Origin of the sequence: Enterobacter sp. 302C9, assembly GCF_034106085.1 — a bacterium.
GTDB classification, from domain to species: Bacteria; Pseudomonadota; Gammaproteobacteria; order Enterobacterales; family Enterobacteriaceae; genus Enterobacter; species Enterobacter asburiae_B.
Genome location: NZ_JAWNBW010000001.1, coordinates 901,715 through 925,587, shown reverse-complemented (window position 1 = coordinate 925,587; position 23,873 = coordinate 901,715). Strand labels below are relative to the sequence as shown.

Below are 23,873 nucleotides of genomic sequence, written 5' to 3'. Positions count from 1 at the left end.
GTGGCGACGGAAACAGTCATTTTCTGGTTAGGGAGAATACATGCGAACCCTTTGGCGAATCATTGCCGGTTTCTTTAAATGGACGTGGCGACTGCTCAACTTCGTCCGCAACCTGGTGATGAACATCTTCTTCATCCTGCTGGTTCTGGTTTGCGCGGGCATCTGGATGCATATCAGCAACGCGAATCAGGCGCAGCATTCGACTCGCGGGGCCCTGTTACTCGATATCACCGGCGTTATCGTTGATAAACCGTCCGCCAGCAACCGTCTGGGGGCAATCAGCCGCCAGCTGTTTGGCGCGACATCAGACCGTCTGCAGGAAAACTCCCTGTTCGATATCGTCGATACCATCCGCCAGGCCAAAGACGACCGGAACATCACCGGGATCGTGCTGGATCTGAAAGATTTTGCCGGAGGCGATCAGCCTTCAATGCAGTACATCGGTAAAGCGCTGCGCGAATTCCGCGACAGCGGCAAGCCGGTGATTGCCGTGGGCGACAGCTACAGCCAGGGGCAATATTATCTGGCGAGCTTCGCCAATAAAATCTGGCTCTCACCGCAGGGGACGGTGGATCTGCACGGTTTTGCCACCAACGGCCTGTACTACAAATCCCTGCTCGACAAGCTGAAGGTCACCACCCACGTCTTCCGCGTCGGCACGTACAAATCCGCCGTCGAGCCGTTTATCCGCGACGATATGTCCCCTGCCGCCCGCGAAGCGGACAGCCGCTGGATTGGCGAGCTGTGGCAGAACTATCTCGGCACCGTTGCCGCTAACCGCCAGATTACGCCTGAGCAGGCGTTCCCCGGCGCGCAGGGCGTGCTGGATGGCCTGCGTAAGGTTGACGGTGATACCGCGAAATATGCGCTGGATAACAAACTGGTTGATGCCCTGGGCACCAGCGCCGAGATTGAAAAATCCCTGAGCAAGCAGTTTGGCTGGAGCAAAGAGGACAAAAATTACAGCGCCATCAGCATGTATGATTACTCGGCAAAAAAGCCGGATGACAGCGGTGACAGCGTCGCGGTGGTGTTTGCCAACGGCGCCATCATGGACGGCCAGGAGACGCCGGGGAACGTGGGCGGCGATACTACCGCGTCACAAATCCGCGATGCTCGTCTGGATCCGAAAGTTAAAGCGATTGTCCTGCGGGTGAACAGCCCTGGCGGCAGCGTCAGCGCCTCCGAGGTGATCCGCGCTGAACTTGCCGCGGCGCGTGCCGCCGGCAAGCCGGTGGTTGTATCAATGGGCGGAATGGCCGCCTCCGGGGGTTACTGGATCTCAACGCCAGCCAACTACATCGTGGCCAACCCAAGCACGCTGACCGGTTCGATTGGCATCTTCGGGGTGATCAACACCGTGGAAAACAGCCTGGATTCTCTTGGCGTGCATACCGATGGCGTGGCCACCTCTCCGCTGGCGGATGTGTCGGTGACCAAATCCCTGCCGCCGGAAGTCTCTGAGATGATGCAGCTCAGCATTGAGAACGGCTATAAGCGCTTTATCACCCTGGTGGCGGACTCGCGTAAAAAGACGCCTGAGCAGATCGACCAGATCGCACAGGGACACGTCTGGACCGGCCAGGATGCGAAGAGCAACGGTCTGGTGGACAGCCTGGGCGACTTCGATGACGCGGTGAAAAAAGCCGCCGAGCTGGCGAAGCTCAAGCAGTGGCATATCGAGTATTACCAGGACGAGCCGTCGTTCTTCGATATGGTCATGGACAGCATGTCCGGCTCGGTACGCGCCATGCTGCCGGAGGCGATGCAGGCTTACCTGCCTGCGCCGGTCGCCACGGCAGCGAAAGCGATGAAGGCGGAAAGCGACAAGCTTGCGGCCTTTAACGATCCACAGAGTCGTTACGCGTTTTGCCTGACCTGCGCTAACGTCCGTTAAAAACCGTCCCCTCTTCCCGCGAAGAGGGGATTTTTTTCTTTTGAAGAACAAGAACTCACTACCATGCAGAAGAAATCGATTTATGTAGCCTACACTGGCGGTACCATCGGTATGCAGCGCTCTGAAAACGGCTATATCCCTGTCTCCGGCCACCTTCAGCGTCAGCTTGCGCTGATGCCAGAATTCCACCGTCCGGAGATGCCTGACTTCACCATCCACGAATACGAGCCGCTGATGGACTCCTCCGACATGACGCCGGAAGACTGGCAGCATATCGCGGATGACATTAAAGCCCATTACGACCAGTACGACGGCTTTGTGATCCTGCACGGCACCGACACCATGGCGTTTACCGCCTCGGCGCTCTCCTTCATGCTGGAGAACCTGAGCAAGCCGGTTATCGTCACCGGGTCGCAAATCCCGCTGGCGGAGCTGCGCTCGGACGGGCAGATCAACCTGCTGAACTCCCTGTACGTGGCGGCGAATTACCCGATCAACGAAGTGTCGCTGTTCTTCAATAACCGTCTGTATCGCGGCAACCGTACCACCAAAGCCCATGCTGACGGTTTTGACGCCTTCGCCTCCCCTAACCTGCAGCCGCTGCTGGAGGCCGGGATTCATATCCGTCGTCTGGGCACGCCGCCTGCGCCGAACACCGCCGGCGAGCTGATCGTGCATCCGATCACTCCGCAGCCGATTGGCGTGGTCACTATCTACCCGGGTATCTCTGCCGACGTGGTGCGTAACTTCCTGCGCCAGCCGGTGAAAGCGCTGATTCTGCGCTCCTATGGCGTCGGCAACGCGCCGCAGAACGGCGAATTCCTGAAAGAGCTACAGGAAGCCAGCGAGCGCGGAATTGTGGTCGTGAACCTGACCCAGTGTATGTCCGGAAAGGTCAACATGGGCGGCTATGCCACCGGCAACGCGCTGGCGCATGCGGGAGTTATCAGCGGCTTCGATATGACCGTTGAGGCAACGCTGACTAAACTTCACTATTTACTGAGTCAGGATCTGGACATTCAGTCCATTCGCAGCGCGATGATGCAAAACCTGCGCGGCGAGCTGACCCCGGACGAATAAGGAGTGCTCATGAAGCAACGCGCCCTGCTACTGGTCGATTTGCAAAATGATTTCTGCGCGGGCGGTGCGCTGGCCGTCGCCGAAGGTGACAGTACCGTTGACGTGGCAAACACGCTGATTGACTGGTGCAAAGCCCGCGGCGAAGCGGTTGTCGCAAGCCAGGACTGGCACCCGGCGAACCACGGCAGCTTTGCCAGCCAGCACGACGTCGAGCCTTTCACTCAGGGAGAACTCGACGGGCTGGCGCAAACCTTCTGGCCGGATCACTGCGTGCAGCAGACGGAAGGCGCGGAGCTGCATCCGCTCCTGAACCAGAAAGCCATCGACGCGGTGTTCCATAAAGGTGAAAACCCGGCTATCGACAGCTATAGCGCGTTTTTTGATAACGGGCATCGCCAGAAAACGGCGCTGGACGCGTGGTTACGCCACCATGAAATCACGGAGCTGATCGTGCTGGGCCTGGCGACGGATTACTGCGTGAAGTTTACCGTGCTGGACGCGCTCCAGTTGGGGTATACCGTCAGCGTCATCACCGACGGCTGCCGCGGGGTAAACATTAACCCGCAGGACAGCGCTCAGGCGTTTATGGATATGGCTGCGGAAGGCGCAACGCTGTATACGCTCGAAGACTGGCTGGAAACGCAGGCGTAGTCTCTTACGCCCTCTCCCTGTGGGAGAGGGTATCAACCTGCACCGTTATTGCATTTTCATCGTCGCAATCGGCTTCGGCGTGATGCCAAAGTCTTCTTTCAGCTCGCGCTTGCTCTTCATGACCATCTGGCCTTTGGTGTCGATCGTCATGTGCTGCGCGTCGGTGTTATTGCGCGCCTGCCACAGCATCACCAGCTGAAGACTGTTCTCTTTTTGCTCCGGCGTCAGCGCAACGCCGTCGGGCCATTTTCCCAGTTCTACGGCGGTCACCAGACGCTGATAAATCTCTGGCGTCATGCCGCTAATCATGTCATCAATATTCACTCTCGCGCCCTTTCAAAGGAATAATTTGCTGAATCGTTTTTTCAACCCTTAATCTGGTCACCGTTTTCATCATCGGTGAAGCTCATTGAGGCTGAATTTACGCAGAAACGCTCGCCCGTAGGCTGGGGGCCATCCGGGAAGACGTGCCCAAGGTGCGCATCGCAGTTGCCGCAGCGAATTTCCGTACGCACCATGCCGTGCGACGAGTCGGTCAGGTAGCGGATGGCCTCATCGCTCACCGGCTCGTAGAAACTCGGCCAGCCGCAGCCAGAATCAAATTTCGTTTGTGAATTGAACAGAGGCGCATCGCAGACCAGGCAGTGGTAGACGCCGTCTCGCTTGTTGTGCAGTAAACGCCCGGTGAACGGCGGTTCCGTTCCGTGATTCTGCGTCACGTAAAACTGCATTTCTGTGAGGTTTTTTTTCAAATCGTCAGGGTTACGTTGGTTCGACATATGCTTACATCTCGCTGTAGAAACAGACATCTTTCAACCCGGATTCTAACAAAACATTAACACCCTTGCGTGCACTTTTGATCTAAACTTATGTGTCGCGAATAAGCGGTCAGGCAATTGTGATCACGTTCACATTTTTATCCTGCGAGGACTTTAAAATCCCGGCTCAGCCCCCATATGGGTGCAAGCTCAAAGGGAAAGTGAGGCGAGTCAGTCGCACAAACGTTAGTCACAGGATTGATTTGTCGCAATGATTGACACGATTCCGCTTGACGCTGCGTAAGGTTTTTGTAATTTTACAGGCAACCTTTTATTCACTAACAAATAGCTGGTGGAATATATGACTATCAAAGTAGGTATCAACGGTTTTGGCCGTATCGGCCGTATTGTTTTCCGTGCTGCTCAGAAACGTTCTGACATCGAAATCGTTGGTATCAACGATCTCCTGGACGCTGAATACATGGCGTACATGCTGAAGTACGACTCAACTCACGGTCGTTTCGACGGCACCGTTGAAGTGAAAGACGGCCACCTGGTTGTTAATGGCAAAACCATCCGCGTTACTGCTGAAAAAGACCCAGCTAACCTGAAATGGAACGAAATCGGTGTTGACGTTGTTGCTGAAGCAACCGGTATCTTCCTGACCGACGAAACTGCGCGTAAACACATCACCGCGGGTGCGAAGAAAGTTGTTCTGACTGGTCCTTCCAAAGACAACACCCCAATGTTCGTTCGTGGTGCAAACTTCGAAACTTACGCTGGCCAGGATATCGTGTCTAACGCATCCTGCACCACCAACTGCCTGGCACCGCTGGCTAAAGTTATCAACGACAACTTCGGCATCATCGAAGGTCTGATGACTACCGTTCACGCGACTACCGCTACTCAGAAAACCGTTGATGGCCCGTCTCACAAAGACTGGCGCGGCGGCCGTGGCGCGGCTCAGAACATCATCCCATCCTCTACCGGTGCTGCTAAAGCTGTAGGTAAAGTACTGCCAGAACTGAATGGCAAACTGACTGGTATGGCGTTCCGCGTTCCAACTCCTAACGTATCCGTTGTTGACCTGACCGTTCGTCTGGAAAAAGCTGCTTCTTATGAAGAAATTAAGAAAGCGATCAAAGCTGCTTCCGAAGGCGCAATGAAAGGCGTTCTGGGCTACACCGAAGACGACGTTGTATCTACCGATTTCAACGGCGAAATCTGCACTTCAGTATTCGATGCTAAAGCAGGTATCGCACTGAACGACAACTTCGTGAAACTGGTTTCCTGGTACGACAACGAAACTGGCTACTCTAACAAAGTACTGGACCTGATCGCTCACATCTCCAAATAAGTTGAGATGAGTGTTTGATCCAAAAAGGCGACTTCGGTCGCCTTTTTTATTTACACAACTAACTGTATAGAATGAATTTATTATTTTCATGGCCCACATAGTGTCCACGTATATTAATTTTACAACCGCCCTCCTCCTTTCTTACCACTCATAACCCATAATTTGACAGCACAACCTATACAGACCTTTTTTCTGAGTTAAGCAAATTTTTGCAAAGTCCAGTGATACTTTAGCAAACTGCCAGCCCCCGCCGTGTATGGCTTTGCCTCGTTACCGATTAAAAACACCCAGCAACCGCCGCTCACATTTGATCGTGACGGAAAGTAAAACGATCCTTTTAAAAACATCATGTTAACCAATCGGTTAGGTGCTGACTGGTCGGCAAATTTTGCAAAACTCTGCAAATCCTTGCGCGGTGTGCAAGCGCCAGCAGACCGCAGAAGCCCAGCGGCGGCGCGGGCTGGCGAGATGCTTTGCGCAAAAATTTTTTTGCAAAATTTTTATGATCCAAATACCGCAGGCGGGTGCGGTGTAGCGCCGTTTCCGTCTCGGATCCGCTTCCGTCTGCGTTCTGTCGCTTTGTCTCCGAGGCGTGGTTAAACGAACGCAAAAAAGGCCGAACGGTGTCGGCCTTATGTTTCTGCGCTTGCTGTGGGGCGTTCTGTGGCGTCTGGTGACGTGATGGTTTTCGCCTGCGTTTTGTCAGGCAATAATGGGGCTGTATTTTTCTTTCAAAGCGGTTGTTTTTTCTGCGGTTCCGGTGAACTGTGATGCCTGCCCGCTGGCTCCCGTGTTGGGGTGCGTATGGGTCGCACATATCTGCGCCAGTTCGCGGACAACGTCCAGAGTGTCGGTCAGCAACGTCAGGACGTTGGTTTCCTCGCTGCCCAGCTTAACGGAAGCCCCGATCAACTCCTGCGCTGCGGCAACGCTTTTTTTAATGCCTGCGATTTTCTCGTTAAGCGCTCCGCCGATAGTGACGTCGGCATTACCCTGGATGTTGTCTTCCAGCTTGCCGCCGATATCGCGTTTTACGTTCTGGCCCACACTGACAGAATTGTCCTTGCTGCAAGTCACCGTCAGGTTGCCAGACGTGCCGACGCTGTAATCTCCCTCGCTTACATGCATAACCGCACCGGCCAGAAGTGTGGCCGTTCCCAGCACGGTTGTTTTATCCGTGGCCTGGACTGTTGTTTCACGGGCAACCAGCTTTCGCTTTTCATCATCTGCGGTCACTTCCCGCGTCATTGATGTTTCGCTTATCGTCTGGTCGGTCTGGCGCACCCAGTCACCGGCAACGGTAACGCGCTGTGATACACCATCGCGCTGTTGCTGTAACTGTTCGCCAGGCTTAACCGCTGGCAGGTTATGCCCCTGAGGCATGGTCTGACGAATAAACGGTTTATCCTGTCGGCCTTCCACGAAACCAATCTCAACCAGCGTGCCAGGCGGCGGAAACTGAAACATGCCCGATTCACTACCTGCCATTGGAACCGGCAGCGGCACGGCGGAATAAACCGGCGTGTTGGCCGCCGCGTTGCCGTCTTCATCCAGCAGTTGCAGATCCACAGCGTAACGGGGGCGGAATGGGTCCGCGATGTTACCCCCGGAAACATCTTCGCTTGGCGCTTCAACCCTGGCGAGTTTTGGCAAATGCAGCCCGGAAGCCAGTTCCGGGTAGGCGCTTTCTATCTGGCGCTGAATCGGTGATTTTTGCAGTGGCTTGCCGGTTGCCTTATTGCGTGGCAACCAGGTGATTGTCATATCGTCGTTGTTAAGCTGAACCTGGCTTAAGCGCTGGCCGTTGACCTCAACTCCGGGGCGCAGGCTTTGGATCATCGGTACAACCATTGAATTACCGGCTGCGGATGCCTGGCTAAATTCGTGTGGGATCTCCACTGGCTTACCGGCAAAAAGGCTATGCTCTGCTGCGCCGGTAAAGACGGCTCCGTCCGGCAACTGATACCAGACATAATCTTTGATTGAGAAAGCCCGCCCCAGGCTGGCTAATAGCTGATAGCCGGTTCCGCTGTGGGTAAAGTGCGGGATAGGTTTATCCGCATAAGCCGCACCGGCAGGCGGTGCGACGGTTGGCCCGCTTTGCTCCGTTAACCAGTCAGTGATCTGGCGTAACGTTGGGTGCTGGAACGAACACGGCCACAGCTTATCGAACACTCCGACAAGCTCACGCACGAACAACCGGCAGGCGCCATTATCAGCAGGCTGCGACCGCTCAACATAGCCGGTGAACCAGCGCAGGACCAGCCCGTCATAACCCACATCGACCCGAACCAATTTGCCGGTGTAATCCATTTCAGTGCTGGCCGTGATGAATCCACGCCCGCAGGCGTTTTGCTCAAGCACGATATTACAGTCCACCATGTGGACCGGGTCACTGGACAGGAAAAGGCGTTTAATTGGTTTCATGTTTTACCCCAGCGCATCATTAACGGGTTTCAGGACTTTTTCTTCAAACCAGCTCATTTTGTCGGCTGGTTCGTCTGCCGCTGCGCCACCTTTACCCCCTGCGCCGGTTTGCTTCGTGCTGGCGGTTGCGTTGCCTTTTCGTGCCTGGCGTTTTTCCGGCACGCTGTTTTTTTCCCGAAGCGTGAAACTGACCTGCCAGGCGAGGCGGTCTTCCTGGGGAACGGCATCAATCTGACCGGTAAAGGTGGCTTCGCGGAAGTTGATTGCGGTTGCCGTGGCATTGGCGACGCGATAAGTTTTTAAGGCTCCGCTGGACTCTGTAGCGGATGCCAACTGGAAAAGGCGCTGTAAAACAGCCTCGTCGTCAAATGTTACCAGGCCCGACACACGCAATTCTTTGGCCTTGATGCCCTGTTCTGAATTTGTCGTGCTCGATGTCTGGCCTGACTGGTCCTTTTCCTGAAACTGCATGGAAGGGGAAACCAGCATGTTTTGCATCGCGATCCCTTCACCATTAAGCGCGAGTAGTGCGGTCTGGCTCATTTATCATCTTCCCCAAATCTGCAAGCGAATCACCGATAAACATCATTGCCGCTGTATGCACGGCGGTTGCCTGCGGTATGTCTTTTAGTAATTCAATAGCCGCCATTCTGTGATTGCCGGTGTAACTGAATGACCAGGCTTTCGCGCTGGCCCCTTTCAGGTCTTCAAGAGACTGACTAACTGAAGAAAGCAGGCCAGCACGCGCCTGGACGAATTCGGCAATTTGTTTTTTCAGCCCTTCGGTTGTCGTGCTGATAGCGGCAGCTAGCTGCGCGGCGGCAACCCGCTGCGCGTTCACCGCAAGGCGGTTTGTCGCGACGGACAGCGGCGCGGCGACCGGCAGCGAACTGGATTTCGACGGCAGTTGCATTTTAACCGTGCTCAGTTCGGCCGCCGCAGCCGCCATGCGGCGAACCTGGGTAAATGCGGGCGCTGGAAACACCGTTGCAAGCCCGTTCAGGGCTTTCATAAATCCATCATGGGTATTTTCGGCAATCATCATCACGATAATGTCACCGCTCCCGCTGCTGGTTGCCAGCTTCCCCGCCAGATAGCCCAGAGCATTAGCCGGACTCAGATACCCCCCTGAATCTGCCGACTGACCCAGACCATAAACCCACGGATGCGCCGGGATGATTGAGCAACTCAAACCCGCCATATCGTCGGCAATTTTGATAACTGAATCACGCCACATCTTCGGGTGGCTCCGGCCATTCGGGCCTGGTGGTATCAACCCGGTTTAATAAAACGCGGTATTTTCTCCACTCCGGCAGGTTTTTTGCCTCTTTATCGGTCGCCATACCCAGATCAACGGCATCCTGAAGCGTGGCAATCACGTTATTCGCCTGGCTTAATAACTCCAGTTTTTTACGTTCTGCCTCTGCCTCATAATCAATAGGTGCGGCAATGATCTCCCCTCCATCAAAAAGAAATGCTCCGCCTAATGCTTTCTCGCCCGCAGCGGTAAATTCATCCGGTACATTCTCCGGCGCGACTTCAACGACAATCTGATTAATCGGGAAAATCGCGCTTGCATCATAAGAGAAATGGATAATTTCTTTTGTGTCAGGGTTAAATGATATTTTTAGCGTTTCCTGCGAAAGCGTCTTAAGCCAAAGATACCAGTCATTGCCGTTATCATCTTTCAGGAAAACAATATTCACCTCTGGTGATTTTGCAACGTAATATAATTCGAGTTCCTCCGGCGATAATTTAGCCACCTTCGCCGGGGTATATTTCCCCCACTTATCTAATGGGTCATATTTTTTAAACACTCCAGATTGCTTCGTCATTAAGCCACCCATGCTGTGTACCAGTTCCCGCCGATGTTATATTGAAGAGAACGATATTGTACCGCCGTGTAATTCGTTCTTTGTTGCACAGCAGTAACTACCGTTCCGTTAGGCGCATACGCAAATTCGTTATCATTATTTCCGTTTGTGGCGACGCCTACTGATGCCAGCCTGAGCCCCCCTTGCAGGAAGTTAGCGATAGTCCATGAAGTTGTTGCATAAGCGCTTAAATTTGGGGGGTTGTTCGAAGAATAAACCCGCACGCCTGGAGTATCGAAAACGCCAGCGCCAGCTACTACTTTGTCACCTGCGGAAATTGCACCGGTAGATATTAAATTACCATCCTTATCTATTCTCAGACGCGTATATCCGTTGTGCTGAAATACTAAACCGTTTGTGCCGGTGCTTCCGTCGCGGGTGATGCCGACTGTAAATTTTTGACCGTACCAGTTAAATTCAACACCTGACACAACCCCGCCATCACCAGCCCGCACATTATAAAGAGCAGACATATTTGATTCTGTGGGCAAGGTTTCAACTCTTCCCAGCTTGAATGTGGCGTTGTAATTACCTCCATTCGCAGACACCGCACCGATATCCGATGGTACTGGCTTATTGGCTGAGTCATACTGTTTTGCCCATGGCGTCCATGTGCCATTATAAAAAATACGGATGTATGAGCGTGAATCAGCATATATCCGGTATACCTGTGTAACACCCGCATGTTTGTAAACTTCAAGCGACCCGGCCACCGTTTCGGGATAATTAGTTCCAGCTTGCGCCTGCGTATTGGATGACTGGTAATAAAGCCCCGGTGTGGTAAAGCTATTCAGATCGGCAGCATCCCCAATCAGCACGGCCTGACCGTTAAAAATGTCCTGCGAAGTGATATTGATATCTTCTGCCAGCGCTCGCCCGTTAACCTTCCGCCCTGACGGCACGCGGCCATTTGCGTTGTCATTAGCAGCTTTTACCGCTTTTGGTGTTGCGGCTTCCGTTTCTGATTCGCTATCGACTGCGCTACTTAGCTTTGTAAATCCCTTTTCGGTAGTGGTCGCGTCAGGGTGATTTCGTGATTTTTCATGCTCTTTGATTGACTGGTCGTTAAGGGAGCCTTTCGGGCGCAGATCGGTAATATTGCCGCTTGCGTCGATGCTAGCCACGGCAAACACATAATGTTGGCTACCGTTTTCCACATAATCGGCAAGACTCGCAGCCACAGTAATTTTGCTCTTTACAGCCCATTCGCTTGTCAGCGTTCCCGACCAGGACACATCCAGCCAGACCTTTACCGGCCTGGTTGAAACCGTGATGTTCTGATTCGCGGCCAGTTCTGCGCGTAGCCCGGCAACGTAGCCCGCGCCTTTTGTTACGTAATATTGTGCGCCACTTTTGGCGACCAGATAACCGCTGTCAAAAAATGCCGCCATACCATAAAGATCGATATTCTCCCTGCGCTGGCGTTCGTCAATTGCCGCCAGGCGGGCGGTAAAGTCAATCTGCCAGGTTTCTGCTGGCGTGGTGATATTGGTTGCCGACTCAGCCCCGCTATACTCCATAAGCATGGAACGAACCAGGACGTTACCTTGTTGCCCGCTGGCGTTCTTAATTTTGCTCTGGGTAGGGGCGTGAATAATCATCGCCAGCGTACCGGTTGCTTTGTTCGCCAGACCGATCCAGTTGAAATTAAAGTCGCCGACGTCCGCACCCAGAGTGACGGAATACACAACGGAATCCGCGTTAACAACACCTGATTTGCTCACCGCCTGGCGATGGACGATTTTATCGGCAGGTGGCAAACCCTCTGTATTCTCAACCGGCTTTGTCACATCCAGATCGGGGATATAGGCAAAAATAAATTCATCCAGATTAACCGGCTGATTATCAATTGCCTGCTGGGCTTTCCATTCGGTAAACGCTTTTGTAATGACTGTCTGAGCCATAATTCCTTTACTCCAACCTTGCGCTATATGTCGCGCTTAACTCGTTTTGCACATCGCCCAGGGTCGCAGGCCAGCAAACATAATCACCCTGATACCATCCAATATTGATATGCAGCGGCAGGGCGGTGATCACTTCAAACTGATAACGGCGGCAGGTTCGACCATACTTGCGGATAATCTCCAGCAGGAGATCGCTGTTATCCGCTATCTGACTGTCAGTGACGCGGACGGTAATCACGTCCCAGTCCACCCCCTCCTGGCGTTCCAGTAGTTCGACATACCCGATCCCGAGCCGCTCAAAAATGGCGATAAACCCCGCCACCTCGCCCGCCTGCTGCGCATTGATAAAGGCGTAGCTGACTCGCTTACGAAACAGGCTTAACGGCTCACCTTTAAAGCGGGTGATATCACGTTCCCATGCGATCAGGTTCAACACTGGCTCGACGCAGGTCAGCGGGTCGAACTGCCTCAACGGCCAGGTGATCCACTCGTAAACCTGCAACCAGAATTTCACGCAGGCACGCAGCAGCCGCGCGGGGTCGCCACGGTCCATCCATGACGGCAGCTTTAAACCGGCCAGCAGTCTGGCAAACTCAGTCATTGAGGATCTCCACTGTTAAGGAGGCCAGACGCGGGACCGATAATTCGCTGACAATATCTGTCAGTGAGAAACTCAGCGAATCTATGACCGGGAATGCTTTGTGAATCTCCCGGCCCAGATTCGAAAAGGAATAACGCGAATACGGCCACGTCTTTTTAACGTCGTAATTGGCGTTTTCCCTGAATGCGCACCGGATCAAATCTGAAACCCCGCTTTCTAGCTGGCTCAGTTCTTCCGGCTCCATATTTTCTTTGCTTTCCACATAGACCTTTACCGCGAGCGCGTGGGTCGTTTCCGGCATCGCGAAGCACTGCAAATCATCGCCGTGGCCGTGGTGGCCCTGGGAGTTAACGTAATCATTAACCGCATCAATAAATGGCTGCGACGTTTCCCCGCTATCCAGTAGCAGGTAGGCATTTGCGGTTCCCGGCCCGCGCGGGGCGTCATGCAAAAAGAAGATGCGATCAATGCTCAACCCCACAACGCCCGCAATCATGCTGCGGTATATGGCATCGGTGTGGTAATTGCCCACCAGGTTGAACTGGTTTCGCGTTCTGTCGCGCAATTCGTCGTCGCTTTCCTCGTCTGCGCCTGGTGTGATCAACCAGTCTTCCTCATTCACTGCGCTGGCAATACCTGCAACGGCCACGGGCAAAATACGAAAATATCCCGGCGCAAGGTTGTAACCGCTGCCGGTGCCGGTTGCCGTAACGGGAACCAGCCCGCTTTCAAGACCCGCCGCCAGTGTCGTGTCTTCGTTCACGGCCAGCACGTAAACCACGCCGTTAATTCGCTCTGTCTGAATCAACGTACCGGCAGGCACGATCACAACATCCGAAGGATTTGTTTTGTAAAAGCGCATTACTCCTGCGGCAGCGCTTGCCGGTTTCGGGGTGATGTTCACCGCCCAGGCGAGCAAGCGCAGCATTGCACCCGTGGCGGTTGCCACAAACATGTTTCGCAGGACGACATTGACCAGCGCAGCCTGCAACCACAGCACGGGTGTGGTGACTATTTTCGAAATCAGACGCCAGAACGGTGACATGCGGGAAGTATTGGTAATAAATCCCTCAGCCTTAACCGTGTCTTTAAACACGGCGGTGATTTCCGCTTCCGTCGTTGGCATCCCGCTGTCACTCAGGACTTTTTCGAAATCAACTTCCGGTTTCTCAGTCATAATTCACCTCCGTGCCAACGCTGCCGAAATCGTAGGTTTCGGCGGTGACATACAGCCGCGTGATGCTTTCCTCTGTGATCACAATCGTGCCGGGGACCAGACGTTCGTCACTTTCAATCAGTAGTGATAACTGGGTCAGCGCGTCGCCGCGCATGGTCGGGCTTCGCTCACCGATCAGCCGCGTGGTGATGCCGCTTTCCAGAATGCTGTGGATGATGTCCTGAGCTATGCTGTCGCGGTTATTGCACCGCTGCGGCTCGTTGCCACTGTCCAGCGTGAAATCGCCGTCTGTGATCAAAAGGTCGATGTATAACGGTTCGGTACTCATCCGGCGTTAAGCTCCTGCCATTCGGCCAACTGGGCCGGGGTGATTCCATTCGGGGCGTTGATATAGGTATCGCCCCACGTCTTACGGCTATCCACAACGGTTTTACTGTCGGTTTTGACCTGCCCCATCAGGCCGCCGCGCGGGATATCCGCATTAACCGTGTTACCCGTCAGCAAGGACGGGCCGTTCAGTTTTGGCGGCGCTCCGGCTCCCGCAGGCGGTGAAACGTTTTTCAGATCGATATTGACGCCGGGGATTTTGTTTAGCTTTTCCGCAATCCAGTTATAGGTGGATGCAAACGTGCTTTTCAGGACGTCAAAAAGCTTGCTGAATACACCGCCGATGGTGTCCGCGAATCCTTCAAACGTGGCGAGGGGGGACAGACCGGCGAAGAACGCAACCACAGAATCCCAGCCGTCAGTGATGGATTGCCAGACGTCGGAAAAGACCTGGCCTACCTGGCCGGCAACATCCATCACCCATGCAAAAGCCTCGGTATTCATTACCGCCGCTTTCAGTTCATCCCAGTGTTTCACGACATACCAGACCCCCAGCGCCAGCAAAGCCAGGGCGGCAATTATCAGGGTGATCGGACTGGTCAGCAGTTGCATGGCCACACCGGCAAACATGGTCGCCACACCATAAACGCGCATGGCAACCGCACCGGTTTTTAACACCACATTCCAGGCGGCCAGCGCGACACGACAAACGCCAGTCCACAGGGCTAACAGCTTTGACTGGATCCACAGCGCGGCCAGCCCGATGCGGGTTGTAAGCAATGACGGGCGCAGCAAGTTAAGGGTCCATAACAGGGCTTTCCATACATTGCCCAGACCTTTTCCGATACTGGTCAGGCCCGTCATGGTGAAACCAAAGATGCCCATCACGATATTGGTTGCCGCACCGGCCAGCCCGAAGGACAGCACGCCCAGGGTGATATAACCCAGCCAGCGGGCGATGTTGGGGAACATCTCCAGCCAGCGGGCAAATTTTGCCCCCACGTCGGCGACACGGTTCATCATCGGCGTAAGAATAGGGATCAGCGTATTACCCAGCGCGACGCGCATCGCGTAGAACGTGGCGACGATGCGTTCCCACGGTTTCGCCATACGTGCGGCCATTTCCTGGGCGCGTTTCATGCCGTCATTGCGCCCCAGTTCGGTGATGCTGCGATTTAAATCATTCTGCTGGCCGTACAGTTTTTTAATGACATCAGCACCGCCACCAAAGGCCGCGTCCAGCGCCTGCTGGGCTTTGACGTTCCCTTCAATGCTGGCCCCGTATTTGTCCTGCAACTTTTGCAGGATGTCGCCCATTGGCAGCATTTTGCCGGTCGCATCTACAAAGCTCATGCCCAGCTTTTCAGCCGCTGCCGGTGCGCTTCGCAAAAACTGCTCGTAAATACCGCTGGACTCCGTGCCCAGGGTGCGCGAAAGCGTACCCAGCACCGCGAACTGTTCATCCATGCTGACGCCGAAGTCAGCACCGGCGTTTTTGGTCCCCTCGATAAGCTCCTGCATGGTCTGCATTTTCACGCCGAAGTTTTGCACCATGTACGCCGTTTTACCGGCCAGTTCTTCGGCAAACTTTACATGGCCCAGGCTGGACAGTTCCGCATTGAAACGGGATGCCATCGCGCCGATATATTCGCCCGCTTCCTCGCCGCTGGCTTTCACGCCTGCGGCCAGAGTGTTGGCCGCCACTGTCACGCGTGGCAGATCCGCATCGCTCAGGCCGGACATTGCGCCTTTCATCGCATAGCTGGAATTCACCACATCAACCGCGCTTTTACCGTAGCGCATGCTGAATTTCAGGGCTTCGCTGGACAGCCTTTTTAGCGTGTCTTCTGCCACGCCCTTTGCGCCAACTTCGGAAAGCGCAGCATTCATTTCATACGCGGGGCCAACCACGCCCGCGATGGACTGGGCAACACCCCAGACCGCCGCCGCGCCGATGCCGATCTTTGCAAAAGACGCCTGCGATTTTTCGGCAAAGCCAGTCAGCGAAGACTGGGCCGTTTTCAGTGGCCGCGTCAGCTTATCAATCAGGCTCAGCGTAAAATCCAGGTGGCTCATATCAGCTTCCGTTTAGTGCAATGGCGATACCTTCCGCCGTTTTATTCGCCCTGGTTTTGGCGAAATACTCGTCCAGCCATAGGGCGCGGGCGATGCTTTCTTCGTCGTCAGGTTCATGCGGGAGGTAGTAGCGGCGAAGGGCAAGGTATTGCTCCAGCCCGTTCGTGCGAATGGCCGCCACCCGCGCCGCTAGTTTTTTACTTCGATCTCAAGCTTCGGCGAGTAAATCTCGTTGACCTTCTCGACGATCTGCATTTCACAGCCTGGATAATCGTCCAGCAGCTTGTTTAATGCCTCTTTGCATTCGGCATCAACAATGCGGCCCAGATAGGTGACCATCGGCGCAACCTTGTTGGTCATGGTCATTTCATTAATCAGGCCGTTGTAAGCGGTTTTGTTCGGTTCAAAGCTCAGGCTGACGCCCGCCACGGTCATGGTGATTTTTTTGGACTTGCTCATTTTGTTAAATCCTTACGTTGTCGAATGATGCCCACCAGGGCGTTATGTCGTGCGGCGCAATCGGTGTACATCTGCCGATAGGCAGTTAACGCCGCGTCAAAGTCGTTACCGGTTGGCCCCGCCAGTCTGGGCAGATTCACCGGGCAAAGCGTTAGCTGGTTTTCCTGATAATGCTCGCTCGGCACGATCTGCACTTTCGTTGAACAACCGGACGTAATCATCAGAAGCGCAAACGTTACTAAATACCGGCTTGATGATTTCGGTGCGTATTTCCCGTTCCGTGTGGATCTCATTACCTTTTAGCTCCGCGATTTTTGCTTCCAGCGCTTCACCAGACTGCCGCGTTACTTCGGCGACAATCTGGCGGGTTTGCTCTGCCGATTCGCTGGCGGCCAGCTTTAGCTTTGCGTCGTGCCAGTCGTGCGCCTGCCACCCTGCTGACATGGCAGCAATCAGGATCAGCAGCAACCCCAGCAAATTACGCATCAGCGCACCCCGTTATGCTCAAGGGAAAAATGATTGCCGTCCGGCTTACTGAAACGGCCACCCCATGAACCGCCGATGGATTCCCAGTATTCGCCCAGCGGACGGTAGGCGGCGCTGTCGGTCTGGTACTCCCCATTGATAAACAGGTTGAAATCCACGGCCAGGCGCTGGGTATGCAGGCTGTTTGCAATGCCGCTGCCTTTTTTGGCATTTAGCGCGGCCTGTTCGGGCGTGCGGTACGCCTCGCCAAACGTCAGGCGGTAGCCTTTTTCCTCCGCGAAGTGGATCAGATTTGCGATCATCACGGTGAAAAGCTGTTGTTTCTCACTCAGTTTCATGGCGTTTGCTTCCCCATCGTTTAATCCAGTATTCCGCGAGGCGTTTTAAACCGGCCTCGATAAAGGCGCTCCCCAGGATGCCCAGGGCGCAGGCAATGCCCACGACAACCAGTTCCGGCATATCGGGAAATTTCAGCAGCGGGATTGCGGCGAGCGGGGCCACCGCAGCCCCCAGAATCATCCGCCCGACCAGCAGGCGGGTTGTGATCTGCTCACTGCTGACCATCAGTTGCCCCAGGCCGATCACGGCCCCGATCAGCAGCAGCTTTGCCAGCAGTGATGTTTCTCCATTTGGCATCTTGTTAACCTTTCAGATCGCGGGTGTCGCGGGCTGACAGGTACGGAACGCCGTCAATCGCCACAAAGTCGGGGCTGGTCACCATGAATTTAATTTTCTTCGTGGTTTTGCTGGCCTCGTTGGGGTTGATGTTGACGATGTCAGACAGCGCGGGAACGCAGCCAAACACCTCGATTTTTTCTTCGTCGTCTCCGGCGTTCGCATAGAACAAAAAGTCCTTTGCGGGGATGCCGCGCCACGAACCGGCAGCGCGGGCCACGGCGGTGAATTTTTTAAAATTCTGGGAATCGACTTCGATTTCCACATCCGCCGACACCGATCCCTTTGTGTGGCCGTTCGGAACGCCACGCGTTTGTGCCACGGCGCTGTTATCCGTAATGGTGACGGTTGCGTTTTCGACGTGAATCATGACGCCGTCATAGTTCACATCGAACGAACCGCCGCTAATGCGTTCTCCGCTCATGCCTGATTCTCCAGTGATGTATCCAGTTCGATGCTGACGCCGATTTCCTTCGCGCTCTCATACGGGCGGACAATCAAATAAATCTGCACCGCAACGCTACTGGTCCAGGTGATAGTGACGTCGCCATCTTTTGGCGGTTTCACTTCACCGGGGAACTCCACGCCGTTGATCTGCGTTGCAATCGACATTTCGCGCAGCGGCTTGCCGAAATAGGTTTCATGCGCCGCAATGCTGCCCGGTGTGCTGTTAAGCGAGCGATCCGCGATTTTTGGAATGGCTCGTAAACGGACGCGGCGGGATGCCTTATCCACGACGCGGACGTTTTCAATGACCTGATAATCGCCGCCCTCAACATCCAGCGTGCGACCGTCTGACCAGTAAATCCCGTCATAGTCGTGATACCACATCGGCACGCTGAAGCGGTTTGCCTGCAATCCCTGCAAGACGGCCAGATCAATTTCTTGCCCGGTTCCGTCTTTCGGCAGGTCGTCACTGCCCAGCGCAGTGACCGCGCCGGTTGCCACACGGGTCGGACTGTCTGCGACGGTCACCGCACGGTTGCACAGGCGACCGGCGAGAACGCCCGGTTCGTTGCCCCACAGTCGCGGCACAAGCTGGACGCCAGGCGATGCGATACCGTTTTCAAGCGCAGCCATGCGCGTCTGGTAATCCGCCCAGGATTCGTCTTCCTCCGGGCCACCCACAGACAGCACAAACCAGACAAAGCGCCCGAATTTAGCCTGTAAGGTCGTTCGCATTTCTGTGGCGCGGTTGATGGTCGCTTTTTCAGTCACATCAACCGCCAGGACAACCCCTTCAACGGATGCGACGGACTGGGCAGCCGTGACGGCTTTCATCCACGCATCATCGAATTTGTAATCCGCATTGTCTGGATCTGGCTCAGGCATGACATGCACATAAGCAAACCAGTTTTGACCGGCGTTATTGGCGGCAGCGGCCACAATCCGTTTTAACAGGCTGTCGGTGTTGCCCAGCGCCTTATCCAGATCTGTGCCGGTGTTGACCGCCTGGGTTTTGTCGGTGTTGGTGTCACCGTAACCGACATACAGGACAACGCGTTCGATATCGTTCGTCGTGCCGTTGTAGCGGTTTTTCTGACTAACTGTGACATTCGGCCACGTCATTTTTACCCCCTGATATCCTGCGCGTTGACGTCCCAGCCGAAGCCGATTGCCTGCATTTGCCGCGCTATGATTTGGTTAAATTCGTCGTTACTGACACCCAGAAAAACGCGGCCCGGTATGTCTATGGTCCATGTGCGTTTGGCCGGTGTGCCTTTCAGCTTGCGGATAACCAGCCCGGCCTGTGCCATGCTCATGGTTTCCATGATTTGTTTGCTGGACGGCTTCAGCCAGCGCTTGCCCTTGCGGACCTTGTACCCCAGCGCCCGCAGTCGCTTTGCCTGGCGCGGCAGCGCTGGCTGATTCGCCTGCGGTTTACGCGGGGCATTGCTGGCTTTCATCTGGATCCGCGCACCGTCCTGCTGGACCGCACCGACCAGACCCGCCGCGACGGGCTTATTTCCGTTGCGATAATTGCCGCCTTTGAGATAAACCCGGACGCCCTGAATTTCCGGCATTTCCCGGACGGCCAGCAGCTTGGGCAATCCCTTTAGCATCTTCCCTTTGCCGCGCTTACGCGGTTCCCACGGCGTGCCGTCCGGGGCCGCCTGCTGGCGCTGGTGACGTTTAGCAGCCGCAATAATTCCCAGTTTTGCGATACGCCATAAAAGGCGCTGGCGCTTCTGTGGTGGCAGGTCAGCTTTTGCCAGCACTTCGCGCATCTGCTTAAGCTGTTGCTGGTTTAACTCCCCTCGGATCACGACGCATCACCACGCTGGACAGTGAATTCCGCTTCCTCCGCGACCCAGATTTCCGGGTTGACGATGTCCCACGCTTTGCCCCTGAACGGGATCGGACCGTCTTCCACTTCGCGGATAATCACCGGATCAGCCAACCCGACCACCACATCAAGAATGCAGCTTCCTTCGTCGTCGAACTCCGGGTCCACTGTGGGATCGGGTAATTTCAGCTCGTCGCGCAGCTCGTTTGCATGTTCATCCACCCAGGCCAGCACCAGGGCATAAATCAGCCCCGGCGAATAAATGCGAAACGGGAAGCTATCCCACGACAAGCGGGCGCTATACGTCAGCACGCCGATGCGGCGTTGATTGTTCCCCAGCGCTTTGGCGCTGCGGACCAGTTCGCAATCGTCCATTGAACTGGAAAACATCTGCATGGCATCGGGCGGCAGATTCGCCGTAATAAACGCCGTCAGGCTTTCAAGCTGGCTCATATCAGATGCACCCCCACGCGTGGCTGTTGCAGCATGTTGCGCATCACGTTGGCCGCTTCGGCCAGCAGATTGGCGCGGGTGTCCAGGCTTTCCTGGCCCGGGTGCGACTCACGTCGCCCGATGGTGGCGAACTCGCCCAGCAAATCGGCTTTCGCCCGCGCATAAACTGCTTTTTTGTACTGGGCTGTTAACTGGTTTTCGTCTCCCAGCTTTGCGCCCGGTACATCGGCGGCCCGCTCGCATCCTTTCCCGTTCCAGTAGGCCACCACGTCGGCCAGCGTCGTGTTTACCTCCGCTATGGCGGCCAGCAGGGCAACGCCTGCGGTGTCTGGCGGCAGGTCTGCGGGCAGGGTGCGCGACGTCTGAAATTCAGCCAGATCCAGATCAGGCCAGAACGTCACACCATTGGTGATCACAGTTGGCGTGACCGTTAACGGCTTGCCGCTAATGCTGAAACTTGGACCACTCATGGTTTACACCTTGTTTGCAAAAGAAACGGGCTAACGGGATCCATAGCCAACAACCCAAAAGGGTTGATGCCTCCCCCGCGCCCGTCCCGGCTTGCGGGAGTCGTTATTGCTTTGTCAGGCTGTTAATCCGGGCGCGAATCTTGTCGCGTGCGGTCCTGACGCCAGAGTTATTGTTAAAGGCGTGCGCCTGGGCCAGCAGGGCATCGGCCTGTTCAAGCGTTTCCACATCATCCACGGCAGTGGCACGCGGGCGGCCCCGTTCGTCGCGCAGCAGGTAAAGCCCCGCGAACTTGAACCATTTCGCGTTAATGTCTTCGTGCAAACGCCACTTTTCGCGGATGTTTTCAAACGTGCGGCTGAAATACGGCTCGATGCTGTGACCGGCTTCCGCCTGGCTCGTTGCCCACTCCAGCACCGTATCGGCCACAAAGGCGGGCATGGTACTTTTGAAGTTTTCCGGCATCGCCTGATTTTCAGTGATAGCCACGTCGGCCCAGTCAAGCGCCTGGCTCATTTCCCCCGTGTCGAACAACCAGATCACGCAGTAGACCAGGGCCGGATTTGCGAAGCGGGCATCACCGGCAAGATAGGACTCAACGGTCGGCATCCAGCGTGGCAACAACACATCGCGTTTAAATTCGATGCGGTCTTCGGTGCGCGGCAGGCTGCGGAGTTGCTCAACATCTTTTGCCAGTTCCAGCATTTGCAGGTGGAAGCTGACCGGTGATGACGCCAGGGCTTCGCGTTTATCCAGCGTCTTTGCGGTCTTAATGCGTGCGCGGTGTCGCTGACACAGGGAAAGAGCCATGATTATTCGCCCCCGCCTGAAGCTGGCGCGTCGGTTGCCAGGGTAATTTTGTCGTATGCGGCGTAAAGCTCGTCATGCTCGACGGCGTACCCTTCCATACGCAGGTAGTTATTTTCAAAGCGCTTGCGGTCGTCGTTCCATTCGGCCTTGCGCTTGCGGGTTCCCTGCTGGGTGTAGATATGCAGGTTGTCCAGCGTGGTGACGATCAGGCGACCTTCCGGCATGAATGGCGGGGTGTACACTGTGCGGCCCGCGATCTGGCGACCAATCAACTGCGCCGCAACTTTTTCAGTAGGGCGATCAATCTTATTCATCAGCGTGGTGACGTCTGCGCCGATAAGGTCAGCGGATGCCAGCACAACCAGGCGCGGGTCATTGCGATAAGGCTCATAAATGCAGCTATGCACCAGATCGGTGACCGCCGCGTCCAGCCCCATGAAATCAGCATTCGCACCGCCGATAGTGACGTCGCCGGTGATGATTTGCTCGGCTGAACGGTCCTTAACAATTTTGTGCCAGCCGATGTTTACGTCTTCGCCGTTCGGGTTGGCTTCCGGATCGGTATCTTCGGCAACGCTTGTACCGTTAAACGCCACGCGCAGCATATCCAGTGCGAATGATTCATTGCTGAAAGCCTGGATGCGCTGGAAGAATTCTTCCTCACTGCCCGCATTAGCCCAGACAACCAGCAGGGAGTAAGGCAGATACGAACCGGAATCTGTTTCTACCAGTTTGTACTCGTTACCCTCCACACCCAGTACGCGCGAGAAACGCCCGTCTTTTTTACGGCCTGTATAAATACCTTTCTGGCCGGTAGTTACCACCTGTCCGGTGATCTGGTTCACATCCAGCACGTTAGGCAGCAGGCGCAGGAATTCAGAGCTTTCCAGCAGCGCATTGCGCAACTGAGTTTCTTTCGGGTTGGTCAGCGAGAAGTATCGCGAGGTGTCCACCTGGCCGTTGGCTTTCGCCAGGCCTGCGGCGTACTTACGCAACATCTGCTCTGCTTTTGGGGTTAATTGCATTTCGTTTTATCCCTGGAAAGAAAATTGATTAACAGAAGTCAAACGGCTTGTTGCTGCCGCCTGGCGCATTATTCGGGCGCTGCGTGCCGCCGCTTTCCATCGCTGACAACTTCGTCAGTACGGTGGTCAGTTGTGTGGTCAGCGTGTCCATCTGGTTACCACCAGACTGGCGACGCGCTGAAAACTCACGGCGACGGCTGCGGCGCGGGCGTTTGGACGGGGTCACGTTGAACGCTTTCATTGCTTTAGCCAGGTTTGCTTTTGCAACGCTGAATTCCTCCGCCTTGACTTCGTCTTCCGGGTTCTCTGCCACTTCCTCGGCAAGATCGGCAACTTCTGCCGCAGCTTCGGCGATATCAGCGGCGATATCTGCCACTTCCTCGGCCGCCTGCTCCGGCGTGTCGACGTTGTCAGCGTCGCCAGTGGCAGCGTCTTTGCCGCTTTTGACTAAATCCAGCAGTTGCTGGATGAGGGCTTTTAACTCTTCCATTTTCTGTTCCTCGCCCTCGTTGGGCTTGTCGGTGTTAGGTTCTGGTGTTGGCGTAAAATCTTTGCTGGCCGAAAACAGTCGCGACCAGAAAGAATCTTTTTTACTTTTCTGCAAATTTCCCAGGCTGAATGTTTCAAGGCTTCCGCGTTCCGCGTCCTTTTCTTCTCCAGCCAGAATAAATTTAAGTTTTTCAGTCCCCAGACTTGCCGGAATATCCGTAACGGCCAGCCCGAAAAGATATTCCCGTCCGCTGCCTGCAAAATCAGTGACAAATTCGGCAGACGTAAATAACTTTTGCCCCATGCGATTGGCATCAATTAAGAACTGGTTAGGGATTAACTGGGCATATAATTTGGTGACGTCACCTTCCGTCTCAACTTTTAGCGCATCCACTTCGCCCAGGTTGCAGGTAAATTCACGCTCGCCAATATCGTATTGTGGATGATGCGGCCAAATCATTGCCGTGTAGGTTTTGCGGGAATAGGTTTCCGCAGCGTCAATTAACCATTGCGCTTCAATGGTACGACCGTCCACGGCCTGCCCGGATGTGGCGATGCATAGCCAATCAGTTCGATAACTGGGTTGCGTCAT

Annotated in this window: 28 protein-coding genes; 4 read left to right on the top strand and 24 right to left on the bottom strand. The window is 54.9% G+C overall.

Translation table 11 applies throughout. The features are described 5' to 3' along the window. Positions 1-40 precede the first annotated feature (40 nt). From sppA to pncA, 3 genes are all read left to right on the top strand, one after another. Positions 41-1,897 carry a signal peptide peptidase SppA gene (sppA, locus tag UR289_RS04505; RefSeq protein WP_039262030.1) on the top strand — a complete coding sequence of 619 codons (1,857 nt, stop codon included), beginning with the start codon at positions 41-43 and terminating at the stop codon, positions 1,895-1,897. 63 nt (positions 1,898-1,960) lie between these two features. Further along, positions 1,961-2,977, top strand: a complete 1,017-nt coding sequence (gene ansA / locus UR289_RS04500) for an asparaginase (RefSeq protein WP_008500705.1) — start codon at positions 1,961-1,963, stop codon at positions 2,975-2,977. A gap of 9 nt (positions 2,978-2,986) precedes the next feature. Further along, a complete protein-coding gene (pncA, locus tag UR289_RS04495; RefSeq protein WP_320709213.1) occupies positions 2,987-3,628 on the top strand; it encodes a bifunctional nicotinamidase/pyrazinamidase in 642 nt (213 codons plus the stop codon). 45 nt (positions 3,629-3,673) lie between these two features. Here pncA and UR289_RS04490 read toward each other — a convergent pair whose 3' ends face one another. Both UR289_RS04490 and msrB read right to left on the bottom strand, forming a co-directional pair. Beyond that, entirely contained in the window at positions 3,674-3,937 is a 264-nt protein-coding gene (locus UR289_RS04490) for a YeaC family protein (RefSeq protein ID WP_196238666.1), read from the bottom strand. Positions 3,938-3,993: 56 nt separating this feature from the next. Then, positions 3,994-4,407: a peptide-methionine (R)-S-oxide reductase MsrB gene (gene msrB, locus UR289_RS04485; RefSeq protein WP_008500710.1), complete on the bottom strand. Its 414-nt coding sequence runs from the start codon at positions 4,405-4,407 to the stop codon at positions 3,994-3,996. Positions 4,408-4,747: 340 nt separating this feature from the next. Between msrB and gapA the strand changes: the two genes are divergently transcribed. Beyond that, entirely contained in the window at positions 4,748-5,743 is a 996-nt protein-coding gene (gene gapA, locus UR289_RS04480) for a glyceraldehyde-3-phosphate dehydrogenase (protein WP_023311257.1), read from the top strand. Positions 5,744-6,445: 702 nt separating this feature from the next. Here gapA and UR289_RS04475 read toward each other — a convergent pair. The 22 genes from UR289_RS04475 to UR289_RS04370 form a co-directional block, all read right to left on the bottom strand. Continuing rightward, positions 6,446-8,170, bottom strand: a complete 1,725-nt coding sequence (locus tag UR289_RS04475; RefSeq protein ID WP_320709212.1) for a hypothetical protein — start codon at positions 8,168-8,170, stop codon at positions 6,446-6,448. Positions 8,171-8,173: 3 nt separating this feature from the next. Beyond that, on the bottom strand, positions 8,174-8,713 hold the full coding sequence (locus UR289_RS04470; RefSeq protein ID WP_163310301.1) for a hypothetical protein: 540 nt from the start codon (positions 8,711-8,713) through the stop codon (positions 8,174-8,176). After that, positions 8,685-9,407 carry a hypothetical protein gene (locus tag UR289_RS04465; RefSeq protein WP_320709211.1) on the bottom strand — a complete coding sequence of 241 codons (723 nt, stop codon included), beginning with the start codon at positions 9,405-9,407 and terminating at the stop codon, positions 8,685-8,687. Before UR289_RS04465 ends, UR289_RS04470 begins: the two co-directional genes overlap by 29 nt. Then, a complete protein-coding gene (locus UR289_RS04460) occupies positions 9,397-10,005 on the bottom strand; it encodes a tail fiber assembly protein (RefSeq protein WP_320709210.1) in 609 nt (202 codons plus the stop codon). Before UR289_RS04460 ends, UR289_RS04465 begins: the two co-directional genes overlap by 11 nt. Then, positions 10,005-11,948: a phage tail protein gene (locus UR289_RS04455; RefSeq protein WP_320709209.1), complete on the bottom strand. Its 1,944-nt coding sequence runs from the start codon at positions 11,946-11,948 to the stop codon at positions 10,005-10,007. The genes UR289_RS04460 and UR289_RS04455 overlap by 1 nt, the downstream gene beginning before the upstream one ends. A 7-nt stretch (positions 11,949-11,955) precedes the next feature. Beyond that, positions 11,956-12,549 (bottom strand): phage tail protein, encoded by a 594-nt coding sequence (locus tag UR289_RS04450; RefSeq protein WP_320709208.1) that lies wholly within the window; start codon positions 12,547-12,549, stop codon positions 11,956-11,958. Further along, entirely contained in the window at positions 12,542-13,726 is a 1,185-nt protein-coding gene (locus UR289_RS04445) for a baseplate J/gp47 family protein (RefSeq protein ID WP_320709207.1), read from the bottom strand. The genes UR289_RS04450 and UR289_RS04445 overlap by 8 nt, the downstream gene beginning before the upstream one ends. Further along, positions 13,719-14,054: a DUF2590 family protein gene (locus tag UR289_RS04440; RefSeq protein WP_136195284.1), complete on the bottom strand. Its 336-nt coding sequence runs from the start codon at positions 14,052-14,054 to the stop codon at positions 13,719-13,721. The genes UR289_RS04445 and UR289_RS04440 overlap by 8 nt, the downstream gene beginning before the upstream one ends. After that, the gene (locus tag UR289_RS04435) at positions 14,051-16,129 is read right to left on the bottom strand and encodes a phage tail tape measure protein (protein ID WP_320709206.1); all 2,079 of its coding nucleotides are present in this window, start codon (positions 16,127-16,129) and stop codon (positions 14,051-14,053) included. The genes UR289_RS04440 and UR289_RS04435 overlap by 4 nt, the downstream gene beginning before the upstream one ends. Before the next feature lies 1 nt (position 16,130). Beyond that, positions 16,131-16,310: a DUF6890 family protein gene (locus UR289_RS04430; protein ID WP_032638407.1), complete on the bottom strand. Its 180-nt coding sequence runs from the start codon at positions 16,308-16,310 to the stop codon at positions 16,131-16,133. 8 nt (positions 16,311-16,318) lie between these two features. Beyond that, on the bottom strand, positions 16,319-16,588 hold the full coding sequence (locus tag UR289_RS04425; protein WP_320709205.1) for a putative phage tail assembly chaperone: 270 nt from the start codon (positions 16,586-16,588) through the stop codon (positions 16,319-16,321). Between the two features lie 105 nt (positions 16,589-16,693). Next, positions 16,694-17,074, bottom strand: a complete 381-nt coding sequence (locus tag UR289_RS04420; RefSeq protein ID WP_320709204.1) for a hypothetical protein — start codon at positions 17,072-17,074, stop codon at positions 16,694-16,696. Further along, the gene (locus UR289_RS04415; RefSeq protein ID WP_049027674.1) at positions 17,074-17,412 is read right to left on the bottom strand and encodes a M15 family metallopeptidase; all 339 of its coding nucleotides are present in this window, start codon (positions 17,410-17,412) and stop codon (positions 17,074-17,076) included. Before UR289_RS04415 ends, UR289_RS04420 begins: the two co-directional genes overlap by 1 nt. Then, on the bottom strand, positions 17,399-17,710 hold the full coding sequence (locus UR289_RS04410; RefSeq protein ID WP_048962605.1) for a holin: 312 nt from the start codon (positions 17,708-17,710) through the stop codon (positions 17,399-17,401). The genes UR289_RS04415 and UR289_RS04410 overlap by 14 nt, the downstream gene beginning before the upstream one ends. Before the next feature lie 4 nt (positions 17,711-17,714). Continuing rightward, complete coding sequence (locus tag UR289_RS04405) at positions 17,715-18,173, bottom strand: phage protein (RefSeq protein WP_032638419.1); 459 nt, start codon at positions 18,171-18,173, stop codon at positions 17,715-17,717. Then, positions 18,170-19,318: a DUF2586 domain-containing protein gene (locus tag UR289_RS04400; protein WP_320709203.1), complete on the bottom strand. Its 1,149-nt coding sequence runs from the start codon at positions 19,316-19,318 to the stop codon at positions 18,170-18,172. Before UR289_RS04400 ends, UR289_RS04405 begins: the two co-directional genes overlap by 4 nt. A 2-nt stretch (positions 19,319-19,320) precedes the next feature. Further along, a complete protein-coding gene (locus UR289_RS04395; RefSeq protein WP_320709371.1) occupies positions 19,321-19,977 on the bottom strand; it encodes a hypothetical protein in 657 nt (218 codons plus the stop codon). A gap of 35 nt (positions 19,978-20,012) precedes the next feature. Beyond that, positions 20,013-20,489, bottom strand: a complete 477-nt coding sequence (locus UR289_RS04390) for a phage tail protein (protein ID WP_320709202.1) — start codon at positions 20,487-20,489, stop codon at positions 20,013-20,015. Next, positions 20,486-20,959: a head completion/stabilization protein gene (locus UR289_RS04385; RefSeq protein ID WP_032638426.1), complete on the bottom strand. Its 474-nt coding sequence runs from the start codon at positions 20,957-20,959 to the stop codon at positions 20,486-20,488. The genes UR289_RS04390 and UR289_RS04385 overlap by 4 nt, the downstream gene beginning before the upstream one ends. 103 nt (positions 20,960-21,062) lie before the next feature. Further along, complete coding sequence (gene gpM / locus UR289_RS04380) at positions 21,063-21,767, bottom strand: phage terminase small subunit (protein WP_320709201.1); 705 nt, start codon at positions 21,765-21,767, stop codon at positions 21,063-21,065. 2 nt (positions 21,768-21,769) lie between these two features. Continuing rightward, a complete protein-coding gene (locus UR289_RS04375; RefSeq protein ID WP_163310286.1) occupies positions 21,770-22,792 on the bottom strand; it encodes a phage major capsid protein, P2 family in 1,023 nt (340 codons plus the stop codon). 28 nt (positions 22,793-22,820) lie between these two features. Continuing rightward, complete coding sequence (locus UR289_RS04370; protein WP_320709200.1) at positions 22,821-23,873, bottom strand: GPO family capsid scaffolding protein; 1,053 nt, start codon at positions 23,871-23,873, stop codon at positions 22,821-22,823.